General features: G+C 73.2%; 15 protein-coding genes. 4 read left to right on the forward strand and 11 right to left on the reverse strand.

From position 1 onward, the window contains the following. Positions 1-51: 51 nt before the first annotated feature. The gene (locus BLS43_RS05790; protein ID WP_218129720.1) at positions 52-546 is read right to left on the reverse strand and encodes an Lrp/AsnC family transcriptional regulator; all 495 of its coding nucleotides are present in this window, start codon (positions 544-546) and stop codon (positions 52-54) included. Between the two features lie 67 nt (positions 547-613). On the opposite strand from BLS43_RS05790, the gene BLS43_RS05795 reads away from it, so the two are divergent. From BLS43_RS05795 to BLS43_RS05805, 3 genes are all read left to right on the forward strand, one after another. Continuing rightward, positions 614-1087 (forward strand): VOC family protein, encoded by a 474-nt coding sequence (locus tag BLS43_RS05795; RefSeq protein ID WP_093077877.1) that lies wholly within the window; start codon positions 614-616, stop codon positions 1085-1087. Positions 1088-1091: 4 nt separating this feature from the next. Beyond that, the gene (purT, locus tag BLS43_RS05800; protein WP_093077879.1) at positions 1092-2303 is read left to right on the forward strand and encodes a formate-dependent phosphoribosylglycinamide formyltransferase; all 1212 of its coding nucleotides are present in this window, start codon (positions 1092-1094) and stop codon (positions 2301-2303) included. Between the two features lie 81 nt (positions 2304-2384). Beyond that, the gene (locus tag BLS43_RS05805; protein ID WP_093077882.1) at positions 2385-2822 is read left to right on the forward strand and encodes a rhodanese-like domain-containing protein; all 438 of its coding nucleotides are present in this window, start codon (positions 2385-2387) and stop codon (positions 2820-2822) included. A gap of 133 nt (positions 2823-2955) precedes the next feature. Here BLS43_RS05805 and BLS43_RS05810 read toward each other — a convergent pair whose 3' ends face one another. The 9 genes from BLS43_RS05810 to uvrC form a co-directional block, all read right to left on the reverse strand. Beyond that, the gene (locus BLS43_RS05810; RefSeq protein WP_093078517.1) at positions 2956-3297 is read right to left on the reverse strand and encodes an RNA polymerase-binding protein RbpA; all 342 of its coding nucleotides are present in this window, start codon (positions 3295-3297) and stop codon (positions 2956-2958) included. Positions 3298-3350: 53 nt separating this feature from the next. Then, positions 3351-3587 (reverse strand): preprotein translocase subunit SecG, encoded by a 237-nt coding sequence (gene secG, locus BLS43_RS05815; RefSeq protein ID WP_093077885.1) that lies wholly within the window; start codon positions 3585-3587, stop codon positions 3351-3353. Between the two features lie 211 nt (positions 3588-3798). Next, positions 3799-4584 (reverse strand): triose-phosphate isomerase, encoded by a 786-nt coding sequence (gene tpiA, locus BLS43_RS05820; protein ID WP_093077888.1) that lies wholly within the window; start codon positions 4582-4584, stop codon positions 3799-3801. Next, the gene (locus BLS43_RS05825; protein WP_093077891.1) at positions 4574-5746 is read right to left on the reverse strand and encodes a phosphoglycerate kinase; all 1173 of its coding nucleotides are present in this window, start codon (positions 5744-5746) and stop codon (positions 4574-4576) included. The genes tpiA and BLS43_RS05825 overlap by 11 nt, the downstream gene beginning before the upstream one ends. Next, positions 5743-6759 carry a type I glyceraldehyde-3-phosphate dehydrogenase gene (gene gap, locus BLS43_RS05830; RefSeq protein WP_093077894.1) on the reverse strand — a complete coding sequence of 339 codons (1017 nt, stop codon included), beginning with the start codon at positions 6757-6759 and terminating at the stop codon, positions 5743-5745. The genes BLS43_RS05825 and gap overlap by 4 nt, the downstream gene beginning before the upstream one ends. Positions 6760-6837: 78 nt before the next feature. After that, positions 6838-7821, reverse strand: coding sequence for a DNA-binding protein WhiA (gene whiA, locus BLS43_RS05835; protein ID WP_093077897.1), 984 nt, complete (start codon positions 7819-7821; stop codon positions 6838-6840). Next, a complete protein-coding gene (locus BLS43_RS05840) occupies positions 7812-8780 on the reverse strand; it encodes a gluconeogenesis factor YvcK family protein (RefSeq protein ID WP_093077900.1) in 969 nt (322 codons plus the stop codon). Before BLS43_RS05840 ends, whiA begins: the two co-directional genes overlap by 10 nt. Beyond that, positions 8777-9634 (reverse strand): RNase adapter RapZ, encoded by an 858-nt coding sequence (gene rapZ / locus BLS43_RS05845; RefSeq protein WP_093078520.1) that lies wholly within the window; start codon positions 9632-9634, stop codon positions 8777-8779. The genes BLS43_RS05840 and rapZ overlap by 4 nt, the downstream gene beginning before the upstream one ends. A gap of 7 nt (positions 9635-9641) precedes the next feature. Next, positions 9642-11606, reverse strand: a complete 1965-nt coding sequence (gene uvrC / locus BLS43_RS05850; RefSeq protein WP_093077903.1) for an excinuclease ABC subunit UvrC — start codon at positions 11604-11606, stop codon at positions 9642-9644. Positions 11607-11834: 228 nt separating this feature from the next. Here uvrC and BLS43_RS05855 point away from each other — a divergent pair, with 228 nt between their 5' ends. Beyond that, the gene (locus BLS43_RS05855) at positions 11835-12617 is read left to right on the forward strand and encodes a DUF2786 domain-containing protein (protein ID WP_093077906.1); all 783 of its coding nucleotides are present in this window, start codon (positions 11835-11837) and stop codon (positions 12615-12617) included. A gap of 276 nt (positions 12618-12893) precedes the next feature. On the opposite strand, the gene BLS43_RS05860 is transcribed toward BLS43_RS05855, so the two are convergent. Then, entirely contained in the window at positions 12894-13667 is a 774-nt protein-coding gene (locus tag BLS43_RS05860) for an HAD family hydrolase (RefSeq protein ID WP_143029950.1), read from the reverse strand. Between the last annotated feature and the right edge of the window lie 8 nt (positions 13668-13675).

A 13675-nucleotide genomic window follows, 5' to 3' on the forward strand; every position in this document is an offset into this window, starting at 1 on the left:
CATAATGGGCTTTTCGGGGCCGGGAACGCGCGTTATGGCTCCACAGTGCGGTCAGCGGCGACGGCTCGCGGCGGCCGCGGCGGCGCTGGCCCGCACCGCGCTCGACACCACCGACCGCCTCGGGAGCGGGCTGGAGTACACGACGCTCGTCGTGACCCCGCCCAGCCCCGCGATCCGGCCCGTCACCTCCTCGAGGTGGCGCATCGACCGCGCCCGCACCGTGATCACGAAGCAGTCCTCGCCCGTGACGTGGTGGGCCTCGACGATCTCCGGTGTGGTGCCGAGGAGGTCCCGGAACGGCAGATGGTTGCCGCTCGGGTAGCGCAGCCGGACGAGCGCCATGATCGGGAGCCCGAGCTTCTCGGCGTCGACCTCGCAGCCGTACCCGGTGATCACGCCCGAGTCCTCCAGCCTGCGCACCCGCTCGGTGACCGCACTCGGCGAGAGCCCGACCAGCCTGCCGAGATCGGCGTAGCTGGCGCGACCGTCGCGCTGCAGGGCTTCCAGCAGGCGCCAGTCCGTATCGTCCAGGGATTCCGTGGGCACAGCGGGAGAATAGCCGTGGATTCCACCGCCACCGATGAGTACCCGGCGCGCGGCCGGTCCTCCCCGCATGAAGAGCATCCAGAACTGCCTCTGGTTCGACGGACAGGCCCGGGAGGCCGCCGAGTTCTACTGCTCGGTGTTCCCGAACTCGCGGATCACCCGCGTCCAGTACTACCCCGAGGGCGCGCCGGGCCCGACGGGCGAGGTCATGTACGTGGAGTTCACCCTCGACGGGCGGGAGTTCGCCGGGCTCAACGGCGGTCCGCAGTTCCCGCACAGCGAGGCGGTCTCCTTCGTGGTCCCGGTCGAGTCGGACGAGGAGAACGACCACTACTACGCCGCGCTCGTGGCGGGCGGGTCCGAGCAGCCCTGCGGCTGGCTCAAGGACCGGTTCGGCGTGTCGTGGCAGGTCGTGCCCGTGGAGGCCGACGAGTGGATGCGCGACCCCGATCCCGAGAAGGCGAACCGCGTCTTCGCCGCGATGCTCCAGATGCACGGCAAGCTGGACATCGAGACGCTCCGGAAGGCTTATCTAGGCTGAGCCCATGAACTCCGGCCCCGTGCGCATCGGCACTCCGCTCAGTCCCTCCGCCACTCGCGTCATGCTGCTCGGGGCGGGTGAGCTGGGCAAGGAGGTCGTGATCGCCTTCCAACGGCTCGGTGTCGAGGTCGTCGCCGTCGACCGCTACCCGGACGCCCCCGGCCACCAGGTCGCGCACCGCGCCCACGCCATCGACATGACGGACCCGGTGGCGCTGCGGGCGGTCATCGAGCAGGAGCAGCCGCAGTACGTCATCCCGGAGATCGAGGCCATCGCGACCGCCGCCCTCCTGCAGGTCGAGCAGGAGGGCCTCGCGACGGTCATCCCGACCGCCCGGGCCACCCGGCTGACCATGGACCGCGAGGGCATCCGCCGGCTCGCCGCCGAGGAGCTCGGCCTGCCCACCTCGCCGTACGAGTTCGCCGACACGCTCGACGAGGTCCGCGCGGCCGTCGACCGCCTCGGTCTGCCGTGCGTGCTCAAGCCCGTCATGTCGTCGTCCGGCAAGGGGCAGTCGACGATCCGGACCCCCGAGGACGTCGAGGCGGCCTGGGACTACGCGAGGGCAGGCGGCCGGGTGACGGGCACCCGGGTGATCGTCGAGGGGTTCGTGGACTTCGACTACGAGATCACCCAGCTGACGGTGCGGGCCGCCGATCTGGACGGCACGGTGGGAACGTTCTTCTGCGCACCCGTCGGCCACATCCAGCAGGCGGGCGACTACGTCGAGTCCTGGCAGCCCCAGCCGATGTCCGACGCGGCCGCCGCGGCCGCGCGGGACGTCGCGGGTCGGATCACCGAGGCCCTCGGCGGCCGCGGCATCTTCGGCGTGGAGCTGTTCGTCCGCGGCGACGAGGTGCTGTTCTCCGAGGTCAGCCCGCGCCCGCACGACACCGGCCTGGTCACCCTCGCCACCCAGCGGCTCTCGGAGTTCGAGCTGCACGCCCGCGCGATCCTCGGCCTCCCGGTGGACGTCTCGCTCCGCTCCCCCGGCGCCTCCGCCGTGATCTACGGCGGGGTGGACGCCAAGGCGGTCGCGTTCGAGGGCGTCGCGGAGGCCCTGTCCGTGCCGGGCACGGACATCCGGCTGTTCGGCAAGCCGGAGAGCTTCACCACGCGCCGGATGGGTGTGGTCGTGGCCGCCGCCGAGGACACCGACACCGCGCGGGCGAACGCGAAGGCCGCCGCGGCGAAGGTCCGCGTGATCAGCGAGTAGCCGTGGAATCCACGGCGCATCTCGGGTGCCACCGTGGAATCCGTCTGTTCCTCGCGATTCGGTGTTCGTAACGTGCGGCACATGACGACGACCGCACCCCTCGCCGTGCCGCCCGCACCCCCCGCCGAGGCGGCGGCCTACTTCGCCGCCCGCCTCGCCTTCCACACGGACGTGGCGGACGTGCACGCGGCCCTCGCGACCGGCGCCCCCGGCTTCGTCCTGGTGGACACCCGCAGCCGGGCGGCGTGGGACCAGGGCCACGTGCCGGGCGCGGTGCACCTGCCGACGGCGGAGCTCCCGGGCGGGCTGGACCCGTCGGTTCCCGTGGTCGTCCACTGCTGGGGCCCGGGCTGCGACGGCGCCACCCGCGCCGCCCTGGCCCTGGCCCGCGCAGGCGTCCGGGTCAAGGAGATGCTCGGCGGATTCGAGTACTGGGCCCGCGAGGGCCTGCCCGTCGAGAGCGCGGCGGGCCTCCGCCTGCCGGACCCCGACCCCCTCACGGTCCCCTGCGGCTGCTGATCACCCTGCTCGTCGGGGATCGAGGCCCAGACGGGCGCCGGCGCAGCGGACGCCGACGCCTGGCTGGCGGGCCTGCGCGCGCAGAACCGCTTCCTGGAGGACATCCGGGGCGGCTGACCCACCCCGGCCCGGGTCAGAGCTCGCGGTTCGCGCGGAGCCGGGCCAGCGCCTCGTCGAGGATCGCGGCGCCGTCCTCGTCGCTGCGGCGCTCCTTCACGTAGGCGAGGTGCGTCTTGTAGGGCTCGGTGCGCGGCGCGGCGGGCGGGGCCTGCTGCTCGCGGCCCGCCGGGAGCCCGCAGCGCGGGCAGTCCCAGAACTCGGGGATCTCGGCCTCGGCCGCGAAGGACGGACGGGTCTCGTGGCCGTTCGCGCACCAGTACGGGATGCGTTCGCGCGGCGCGGTCTCGCCCCGCTCCGACTCGCCCATCGGGCCCGCCCCGACCCGGGTTCCGCGGATCGCGTTGCCGCCGGACATCGCCATGGTGTCTCCTCGTTCGAGATCCGTGAGGGGTGCAGTCGCGCCGACTGCTAGGCCCCGACCTTCACCAGCAGGCCGGTTCCGATGATCGACACGACCCAGATCGCCGCGGTGAACAGCGTGAGCCGGTCCAGGTTCTTCTCCGCGACCGACGAACCGGAGAGGCTGGACTGCACGCCACCGCCGAACAGGCTCGACAGGCCGCCGCCGCGACCGCGGTGCAGCAGGATCAGCAGCACCAGCAGCACGCTGGAGACGATCAGCACGATCTGAAGTGCGAGGACCATTCCACCCTCTCAAACCCACGGACGGTAGGAACGTCAAGCCTACCCGCGCCCGCGGCCGTCGTATCCGGAGGGTCGAATCCGCAGCACGCCCCGTTACCCGTCCGGTCGACGGTCGAGCCCGCCTCCCGGTTCCGAGACGGCGAACGGCGCGTTCGCTCACCAGGTGTGAGCCAACGCGCCGTTCGCCGACACGAGCGCCGGAGCCCGAGGACTACGGCAGCGGGCCGCCCGCCGCGATCGCGCTGAGCTGCGCGAACTCGTCCCCGTCGAGGCTCGCCCCGCCGACCAGTGCGCCGTCGACGTCCGCCTCGGCGACGATCTCGCCGACGTTCTTCGCCTTGACCGAGCCGCCGTAGAGGATCCGGATGCCGTCCGCCGTGGCGGAGCCGTACAGCTCGCGCACCTGCTCGCGCAGGGCGTGGCAGACCTCCTGGGCGTCCGCCGGGGAGGCGACCTTCCCTGTGCCGATCGCCCAGATCGGCTCGTAGGCCACGACGACCTCGGCGATCTGCTCGGGCGTGACCTTCTCCAACGCCGCCACCAGCTGCGCGGTGGTGTGGCTGACCTGGGCGCCGGACTCCCGGACGTCCAGGCCCTCGCCGACGCACAGGATGGGCTTGAGCCCGTGCCGGAGCGCGGCGTGCACCTTGCTGTTGACGACCTGGTCGTCCTCGCCGTGGATCTCCCGACGCTCCGAGTGCCCGACCACCACGTAGGTGCAGCCGAGCTTCGCCAGCATGGCGCCGGAGATGTCCCCGGTGTAGGCGCCGGAGTCGTACGGCGACAGGTCCTGCGCGCCGTGGACGAGCTTGAGCTTGTCCCCGTCGATCAGGGTCTGCACGCTGCGGATGTCCGTGAAGGGCGGGATCACCGCGACGTCCACGTGGTCGTAGTACTTCAGCGGCAACGCGAAGGCGATCTTCTGCACCAGCCCGATGGCCTCGAGGTGGTTCAGGTTCATCTTCCAGTTGCCCGCGATCAGGGGCCTACGACTCATCGAGCACCGCCACTCCGGGCAGGGTCTTGCCCTCCAGGTACTCCAGGGAGGCACCGCCGCCGGTCGAGATGTGCGAGAACCCGTCCTCGGGCAGGCCCAGGGCCCGCACCGCGGCGGCCGAGTCCCCGCCGCCGACCACGGAGAACGCGTCCCCGTCGACGATCGCCCGGGCCACGCCCCGGGTCCCGGCGGCGAACGGCGCCAGCTCGAACACGCCCATCGGCCCGTTCCAGAACACCGTCTTCGCGCCCGCGAGCACCGCGGCGAACTCGGCGACCGACTCCGGGCCGATGTCCAGGCCCATCCAGCCGTCCTCGATCCCGTCGACCGGGACGGTCTTGGTGTTCGCGTCCGCCGCGAAGGCGTCCGCCACCACGACGTCCGTCGGCAGCACGATCTTCCCGGACTCCAGGAGCGTGCGGGACGTGTCGATCTGGTCCTTCTCGAGCAGCGACGACCCGACGCCGTAGCCCTGCGCGGCGAGGAAGGTGAAGCACATCCCGCCGCCGACGAGCAGCGAGTCGACCTTGGGCAGCAGCGCCTCGATCACGGCGAGCTTGTCCGAGACCTTCGACCCGCCCAGGACGACCGCGTACGGCCGCTCCGGCGACTCGGTCAGCTTCCGCAGCACCTCGACCTCGGACAGGACGAGCCCGCCCGCGTAGGCCGGGAGCTCCTGCGCCACGTCGTAGACCGACGCCTGCTTGCGGTGGACGACGCCGAAGCCGTCCGACACGAACGCCTCCGCACCGGTGAGCGCGATCAGCTCACGGGCGAACTCGGCGCGCTCGTCGTCGTTCTTCGAGGTCTCGCGGGGGTCGAACCGGATGTTCTCCAGCAGCACGACGTCTCCGTCGTGCAGGTTCGGCAGCGGCCCCTCCAGCGGCACCAGCTTCACCGGCGCGCCGAGCAGCTCACCGAGCCGCGCCGCCACCGGACCCAGCGAGAACTGCGTGTCCGACGGCGACTTCGGCCGGCCGAGGTGCGCGGTGACGACGACCTTCGCCATCGCCCCGGACAGCTCGGAGATCGTGGGCACGGACGCGCGGATGCGCCCGTCGTCCGTGATGGTCTCGCCGTCCAGGGGGACGTTGAGGTCCGAGCGCACCAGCACGGTCTGCCCGGCGACCCCCTCGTCGACGAGGTCGGAGAGTGTCTTCACAGCTTGGACGCCACCAGCGCCGTGATGTCGGCGAGCCGGTTCGAGTAGCCCCACTCGTTGTCGTACCAGCCGACGACCTTGACCTGGTTGCCGATGACCTTGGTCAGGCCCGCGTCGAAGATCGTCGAGTGCGGGTCGGTGACGATGTCGCTCGACACGATCGGGTCCTCGGTGTACTTGAGGATGCCCTTCAGCGGACCCTCGGCGGCCGCCTTGAACGCCGCGTTGATCTCCTCCGCCGTGGCCTCCTTGCGCACCTCGACCGTGAGGTCGGTGGCCGAGCCCGTGGGGATCGGCACGCGCAGGGCGTAGCCGTCCAGCTTGCCCTTGAGGTGCGGCAGGACCAGCGAGATCGCCTTCGCGGCACCGGTCGACGTCGGCACGATGTTGATCGCGGCGGCGCGCGCCCGGCGCAGGTCCTTGTGCGGGCCGTCCTGCAGGTTCTGGTCCTGCGTGTAGGCGTGGATCGTGGTCATCAGACCCTTCTCGATCCCCAGCAGGTCGTCCAGCACCTTCGCCAGCGGCGCGAGGCAGTTGGTGGTGCAGGAGGCGTTCGAGACGATGTTCTGCGACCCGTCGTAGGCCGAGTCGTTCACGCCCTTGACCACGGTGAGGTCCTCACCGGTGGCCGGCGCCGAGATGACGACCTTCTTCGCGCCCGCGTCGATGTGCTTCTGGGCGCCCTCGCGCTTGGTGAAGATGCCGGTGGACTCGACCACGACGTCCACGCCGAGGTCCTTCCACGGCAGCTCCGCCGGATCCCGGTAGGCCAGCGCCTTGAGCGGCTTGCCGTCGACCACGATCTCGTCGTCGCCCTTGAGCTCCACCGAGTACGGCAGGCGGCCCAGGATCGAGTCGTACTTGAGCAGGTGCGCGAGGGTCGCGTTGTCGGTGAGGTCGTTGACCGCGACGATCTCGATGTCGGTGGTGCCGGCGGCGCGCTGGGCGTCCACCGCCCGCCAGAAGTTGCGGCCGATGCGGCCGAAGCCGTTGACGCCTACCCGGACGGTCACGCGTACCTCCACTGGTCGTTGCTGTCGGACGGGCCCAACCCTATAGGCCCTGGCAGGTCACTGCGTATGACCTGCGCATCACGCCTCTTCCAGCATCTCCGGGGTGACGGCCGACTCGGTGTCCGGGATGCCCAGGTCGGCGGCCCGCTTGTCCGCCATGTGCAGCAGCCTGCGGATCCGGCCCGCCACGGCGTCCTTCGTCATGGGCGGGTCGGCGAGCTGGCCGAGCTCCTCGAGCGAGGCCTGGGTGTGCTCGGCGCGCAGCCTGCCCGCGGCGAGGAGGTGGTCGGGCACGTCGTCCGCGAGGATCTCCAGGGCCCGCTGGACCCGGGCGGCCGCGGCCACCGCGGCGCGGGCCGAGCGGCGCAGGTTGGCGTCGTCGAAGTTCGCGAGCCGGTTGGCCGTGGCCCGGACCTCGCGGCGCATCCGCCGCTCCTCCCAGGCCAGCACGCACTCGTGGGCACCCATCCGGGTCAGCAGCACGCCGATGGCGTCCCCGTCCCGGACGACGACGCGGTCCGCCCCCCGGACCTCGCGCGCCTTCGCCGTGACCCCGAGCCGCCGCGCCGAGCCGACGAGCGCCAGCGCGGCCTCCGGGCCCGGGCAGGTCACCTCCAGCGCGGAGCTGCGTCCGGGCTCGGTCAGCGAGCCGTGCGCGAGGAAGGCCCCCCGCCAGGCGGCCTCGGCGTCCTCCAGGTCCCCGGACACGACGGCGGGCGGCAGCCCGCGCACCGGACGTCCGCGCTGGTCCAGCAGGCCGGTCTGCCGGGCCAGGCCCTCGCCGTCCCGCACCACGCGCAGCACGTAGCGGTTCCCCCGGCGCAGCCCGCCCGCGGTGATCACGTGCGCCTCGACCTGGTGCCCGTAGAGGTCGTGGATGTCCTTGCGCAGCCGCCGCGCGACCGAGCCGGTGTCCACCTCCGCCTCGATCACGACCCGCCCGCCGACGATGTGCAGGCCGCCCGCGAAGCGCAGCAGGGACGCGACCTCCGCCTTCCGGCAGGACGGCTTGTTCACGGTGAGCCTCGACAGCTCGTCCTTCACCGCCGCGGTCATCGCCATGCCTGCGCCTCCCCCTCGTTCTCCACCTGCACGAACACCTCGCGCAGCGCCACCGCCAGCGCCGCGGGCTCGTGCCTGGGCACGAGCGGGTCCGCCGCCGCGACCGGTGCCAGGTGCACCCGGCCGCCCTCCTCCATCATCGCCCGTGCCGCCTGGCGCAGCCGACGGGGTACCGCTACCGCCGCCCCGTCCGCCACCACGGCGTGCAGACGGAGGTCGGGGGCATGGGCCGCCAGCACGGCCAGGTGCTGCTCCGGGCTGAAGTCCGGGGTCTCCCCCGGCTCCGGGGCGAGGTTCAGCACGACGACGCGCCGCGCCGCCGTCTCCACCAGCGCCGCGTGCAGGGCCGGGACCAGCAGGTGCGGGAGCACCGAGGTGAACCACGAGCCCGGCCCGAGCACCACGACGTCCGCCGACCGGATGACCTCGACCGCCTGGTCGCACGCCGGGGGCTGCGCCGGGTGGAGCCACACCCGTTCCACCCGCCCCGGGGTCGACGCCACGGCGACCTGGCCGCGGATCCGGTGCAGGCCCCCCGGCTCGCCGAGCCCGCTCACCTCCGCCTCGATGTCCAGCGGCACGGTGCTCATCGGCAGCACCCGCCCGCGGACGCCGAGCAGGCCGCTCATCGCGTCCAGCGCGGCCACCGGGTCGCCGGTGGTCTCCATCAGGCCGGCCAGCATCAGGTTGCCGACGGCGTGCCCCGCCAACGCCCCCGTGCCGCCGAAGCGGTGCTGCACGAGCGCCGCCCAGCGGTCGGAGTCGGCGAGCGCGGCCAGCGCCATCCGCAGGTCCCCGGGCGGCAGCAGGCCGCCCAGCTCGCGGCGGATCCGCCCGGACGAGCCGCCGTCGTCCGCCACCGTGACGACGGCCGTGACGTCCGTGACCTCCGGCAGCCGCCGCAACGCCGTCAGCGTGGCGGCCAGCCCGTGGCCGCCGCCGAGCGCGACGGCCCTCATTCGCGGCCCAGGTCGCGGTGCGTCACCGACACCGCCACCCCCTCGGCACCGGCCAGCCGCCGCGCCAGCTCCTCCGCGACGGCCACGCTGCGGTGCTTGCCGCCCGTGCACCCCACCGCGACGGTGAGATAGCGCTTGCCCTCCCGCCGGTACCCGGCGCCGACCAGCGACAACAGGCCGAGGTACTGGGTGAGGAACTCCTCGGCACCCTCCTGCGAGAGCACGTAGTCCGACACCGCCGCGTCTCGCCCCGTCTGCTCGCGCAGCTCCGGGATCCAGTGCGGGTTGGGCAGGAACCGCATGTCGACGACGAGGTCCGCGTCGAGCGGCAGGCCGTACTTGTAGCCGAAGGACAGCAGGTTGACCCGGGTCGGCTCCGGCGCACCCGTCTCGAAGCCCTGCTCGATCCGGCTGCGCAGCTGGTGCACCGACAACGTCGAGGTGTCGACGACCAGGTCGGCGGCCTCGCGCAGCGGGCGCAGCAGCGCGCGCTCGGCGGTGATCCCGTCCGCGAGCCTGCCGTCCCCCTGCAGCGGGTGGCCGCGGCGGTTCGCCTCGAACCGGCGCACCAGCACCGCGTCCGCGGCCTCCAGGAACAGCAGCCGCGGCTTGTAGCCGCGCGCGTCCAGATCCTTGATCACCGCGGCCAGGTCGCGGGTGAAGGCCCGGCTGCGGACGTCCATGACCACCGCGATCCGGGTGACCTCACCGCTGGAGCGGGCCCCGAGGTCGACCATGGTGGCGATCAGCTCGGGCGGCAGGTTGTCCACGACGAACCAGCCGAGGTCCTCCAGGACCTTCGCCGCGGTGCTGCGCCCGGCGCCCGACAGGCCGCTGACCAGGGCGACCTCGATGCCCGCGTCACTCACCGGCGCTGCCCTGGAGCGCGCTGACGACAGCCTCGGCGGTGCGCTTGCCGAACCCGGGCAGCCCGGCGATCTCGTCGACGTCCGCGGCCTTGAGCTTCTTCATGGACCCGAAGTGCTTCAGCAGTGCCTGCCTGCGCGCGGGCCCGAGGCCCGGCACCCCGTCGAGCTCGGAGGCGACCATGCCCTTGGAACGACGCTGCCGGTGATAGGTGATGGCGAAGCGGTGTGCCTCGTCCCGCGCGCGCTGCAGGAGGTAGAGCCCCTCGCTGGTCCGGGAGAGGATCACCGGGTCCGGGTCGGCGGGTAGCCACACCTCCTCCAGGCGCTTGGCCAGCCCGCACAGCGCGACGTCGGTGATCCCCAGCTCCGCCAGCACGTCCGCCGCCGCCTCGACCTGCGGCTGCCCGCCGTCGACGACGAGGAGGTTGGGCGCGTAGGCGAACTTCTTGGGACGGCCGGTGGTCGGGTCGATCCCGGTGCGCACCTTGGCGCCGAACTCGGGCTCGGGCGCGATCTCGTCGCTGTGCGTCGGCTGGTTCTCGCTCAGGTACCGCTTGAACCGGCGGCGGACGACCTCGGCGATGGACGCGACGTCTCCCCCCTCCGCGCCGTCTCGCACCTCGAAGCGCCGGTACTCGGACTTCTTGGCCAGACCGTCCTCGAACACCACCAGGCTGGCCACCACGTTCGTGCCCTGCACGTGGCTGACGTCGATGCACTCGATCCGCAGGGGCGCCTCGTCGAGGCCCAGGGCGTCCTGCAGCTCCTGCAGTGCGGCGCTGCGGGCCGTGAGGTCGCCCGCGCGGCGCAGCTTGTGCTGGGTGAACGCCTCCTTCGCGTTCCGCTCGACGGTCTCGGCGAGCGCGCGCTTGTCGCCGCGCTGCGGGACCCGCAGGCTCACCCGGGAGCCGCGCAGCCCGGTGAGCCACTGCTGCAGGGCCTCGGCGTCCGCGGGCAGCTGCGGGACCAGGATCTCCCGCGGGATGGGGTTGTCCGGCTGGTCGGCCGCGCCCTCGGAGGAGTCACCGTAGAACTGGGTCACGAACCGCTCGACGAGCGCGGGGGTGTCCGGCGTCTCGTCCGTCTTGTCGATCACCCAGCCGCGCTGGCCGCGGACCCGCCCGCCGCGCACGTGGAAGATCTGGACGGCGGCCTCCAGCTCGTCCTGGGCGAACGCGACGACGTCCGCGTCCGTGCCGTCCCCGAGCACCACGGCCTGGCGCTCCATGGCCCGCTTGAGCGCGCCGATGTCGTCTCGCAGGCGGGCGGCCTTCTCGAACTCCAGGTCCTCCGACGCCTGCTGCATCCGCCGCTCGAGCTCGCGGACCATGCGGTCGGTGCGGCCGGAGAGGAACTCGGCGAAGTCCTCGACGATCCCGCGGTGCTCGTCCGCGGTGACCCGCCCGACGCAGGGCGCCGAGCACTTGTCGATGTACCCCAGCAGGCAGGGGCGGCCGATCTGGCCGTGCCGCTTGAACACCCCGGCGCTGCAGGTCCGCGCCGGGAACACGCGCAACAGCAGGTCGAGGGTCTCGCGGATCGCCCAGGCGTGGGCGTACGGGCCGAAGTACCGGACCCCCTTGCGGCGCGGGCCGCGGTAGACGTGCAGCCGCGGGAACTCCTCGTTCATCGTCACGGCCAGCACCGGGTAGGTCTTGTCGTCCCGGTACCGGACGTTGAACCGCGGGTCGTACTCCTTGATCCAGTTGTACTCGAGCTGGAGCGCCTCGACCTCGGTGCCGACGACCGTCCACTGCACGTGCGCCGCGGTGGTGACCATCTGGCGGGTGCGCGGGTGCAGGCCCGCGATGTCCGCGAAGTAGGAGTTCAGCCGCTGCCGCAGGCTTTTGGCCTTGCCGACGTAGATGACCCGGCCCTGCGGGTCGGAGAAGCGGTACACGCCGGGGGCCTCGGGGATCGTCCCCGGGGCCGGGCGGTAGGTGGCGGGGTCCGGCATGGCGCGTCCCAGAGTAGAACCGGGCACCGACGGTCCGTGGCGCGGAGTGCCTGCGAGGCGGTGACGGCGAGGGTGTATCCGGGGCCCGTGGTCGCTGTGGGTGCCGGGCTCGTTACCGTGCGGATGCTGTGGAGGGAGGGCTGCGGTGGGTGGTCGTGGATGCGGGTCCGTCGGAGGCTGTCGGTGCGGTGCGGTAGACCCTCGAACACCTGATCGAAGGAGCCCCTCATGACCGCCACCACTCCCGGCACCTCACCCGGCACCTCACCCGGCACCTCACCCGGCACCGAGGCCCGCACCGATCGCCTGGAGCGGGTCCGCAAGCTGTTGGCCAAGGCCGAGCGGGCGGGCACGCCGGAGGAGGCCGAGACCTACAACGCCAAGGCCGTCGAGCTCATGGCGCGACACGGGATCGACGAGGCGCTGCTGTCCGCGAGCCTGGGCGCGGGCGACCCGCGGCGGGACGCGATCGGCGTGCTGCGGGTCGCGATGGAGGACCCGTACTCCGGCGGCAAGGCCCGGCTGCTCGGCTGGATCGCCGCGGCGCTGCGCTGCCGGTGGATCATGCACGGGGCGGTCGGGGGCAAGGTGGCGGCGGTGACCGTGTTCGGGTTCGCCTCGGACCGCGAACGGGTCGAGCTGCTCTACACCTCGCTGCTGCTGCAGGCCACGGGCCAGCTCGTCCGGCTGCGACCACCGGATCCCTGGGAGTCCGTGGCCGCCTACCGGCGGTCCTGGCTGCAGGGCTTCGCCGCGCAGGTGCACCAGCGGCTGCTGCTCGCCGAGACCGAGGCGGTGCAGACCACGCCCGGCGGGGGCGCCGAGCTGGTCCTCGCCGACCGCGGCACCCAGGTGGACCGGGCGTACGCGGAGGCCTTCCCCACCCTGGGCCGGGCCCGGCGCCCGAGCCTGTCCGGCAGCGGTTTCACCCACGGCGCCGCAGCGGGCGCCCGCGCCGACCTCGGCGGCCCGGCCGTCGACACCCGCTCGCGCCCCCAACTCGGCGCCTGACCCGCGAGCGGGACAGGAGCGCACCCGCGAGAGCGCTCGGGTGACGCTCGTCGGACACGGATCACGCGAGCGACACAGGAGCGCACCTGCGATCACACTCCCGTGACACTCGTCGAGTGGGACCGGAGCGCACTTCGCGGAGCGCTCCCGTGACGCTCGACGGGCGCGACAGGAGCGTTGCCGCGGCAGCGCTCGCGTCACGCTCGTCGGACACGGATGCGCGAGGGGGACGGGAGCGTTCACGCGCGAGCGCTCCGGTGACGCTCGGCGGGCGGGTCAGGCCGGGAGGGCGAGGAGTCGGGCGGCCGCGTCGGGCAGGGTGGTGGCGGTGACGTGGGGCGGTGTCACGGTGCTGGGCAGTCGCTCGCCCTCGCGCAGCACCAGGGCGCCGACCAGCCCGGCCTTCTGCGCGCCGTGCACGAGGAAGGGCTGGGTGGACACGAAGGCCGTGGTGGCGGGGTCGACCCGGGCGGCGGCGCAGGCCAGGTGGAAGGCGTCGGGGTGCGGGGGCACGGCGGCGAGGTCGTCGGTCGCCACGGTGCCGCGCAGGAAGGAACGCAGACCGGTCGCGTCCAGGGCGCCCGCGACCGACTCCCCCGCACCGTGTGCGAGGGCCCACGCCGGCACGCGGGACCGGGCGAACGCGACGAGCGCGGGCTCGGCGTCCGGGTGACGGGGCAGCGTGTCCAGGCCGGCGAGGACGTGCGCGGCGGCGTCGTCGGACAGCGTCGGGCCCCCGACCGCGTGCAGCGCGTCCCGCAGGACCTCGGCGAAGGCCGAGCGGGTCCCCGTGAGCGCGAGCGCGGTGCCGTCGCGCGCGGCGCGGGCGAGCACGATGTCGAGCTCGTGCTCGGCCCGCCCGACCTCCCGGAAGCGCCGGCGCAGGGCCTCGACCCGCAGCAGCGTGCCGTGCACCTCGACGAGCACCGCCCGGGGCCGCCGGACGCGCTCCGTCTCCGGCGGGGTCGCGGGCGTCCGCCCGCGCACGGCGGCGGAGCGACCACCCCGCCGGACGTGTCGGGTGTCCGTTCCGCCCAGCCCGATACTCATCCCGCCGC

The sequence above is a fragment of the Pseudonocardia oroxyli genome, from assembly GCF_900102195.1.
GTDB classification, from domain to species: Bacteria; Actinomycetota; Actinomycetes; order Mycobacteriales; family Pseudonocardiaceae; genus Pseudonocardia; species Pseudonocardia oroxyli.

What these genes read in the sequence shown, in the direction of transcription:
- BLS43_RS05795 (WP_093077877.1), top strand. Translation starts at nt 614, where the DNA reads ATGAAGAGCATCCAGAACTGCCTCTGGTTCGACGGACAGGCCCGGGAG.
- purT (WP_093077879.1), top strand. Translation starts at nt 1,092, where the DNA reads ATGAACTCCGGCCCCGTGCGCATCGGCACTCCGCTCAGTCCCTCCGCC.
- BLS43_RS05805 (WP_093077882.1), top strand. Translation starts at nt 2,385, where the DNA reads ATGACGACGACCGCACCCCTCGCCGTGCCGCCCGCACCCCCCGCCGAG.
- BLS43_RS05810 (WP_093078517.1), bottom strand. Translation starts at nt 3,297, where the DNA reads ATGTCCGGCGGCAACGCGATCCGCGGAACCCGGGTCGGGGCGGGCCCG.
- secG (WP_093077885.1), bottom strand. Translation starts at nt 3,587, where the DNA reads ATGGTCCTCGCACTTCAGATCGTGCTGATCGTCTCCAGCGTGCTGCTG.
- tpiA (WP_093077888.1), bottom strand. Translation starts at nt 4,584, where the DNA reads ATGAGTCGTAGGCCCCTGATCGCGGGCAACTGGAAGATGAACCTGAAC.
- whiA (WP_093077897.1), bottom strand. Translation starts at nt 7,821, where the DNA reads ATGGCGATGACCGCGGCGGTGAAGGACGAGCTGTCGAGGCTCACCGTG.
- BLS43_RS05840 (WP_093077900.1), bottom strand. Translation starts at nt 8,780, where the DNA reads ATGAGGGCCGTCGCGCTCGGCGGCGGCCACGGGCTGGCCGCCACGCTG.
- uvrC (WP_093077903.1), bottom strand. Translation starts at nt 11,606, where the DNA reads ATGCCGGACCCCGCCACCTACCGCCCGGCCCCGGGGACGATCCCCGAG.
- BLS43_RS05855 (WP_093077906.1), top strand. Translation starts at nt 11,835, where the DNA reads ATGACCGCCACCACTCCCGGCACCTCACCCGGCACCTCACCCGGCACC.
- BLS43_RS05860 (WP_143029950.1), bottom strand. Translation starts at nt 13,667, where the DNA reads ATGAGTATCGGGCTGGGCGGAACGGACACCCGACACGTCCGGCGGGGT.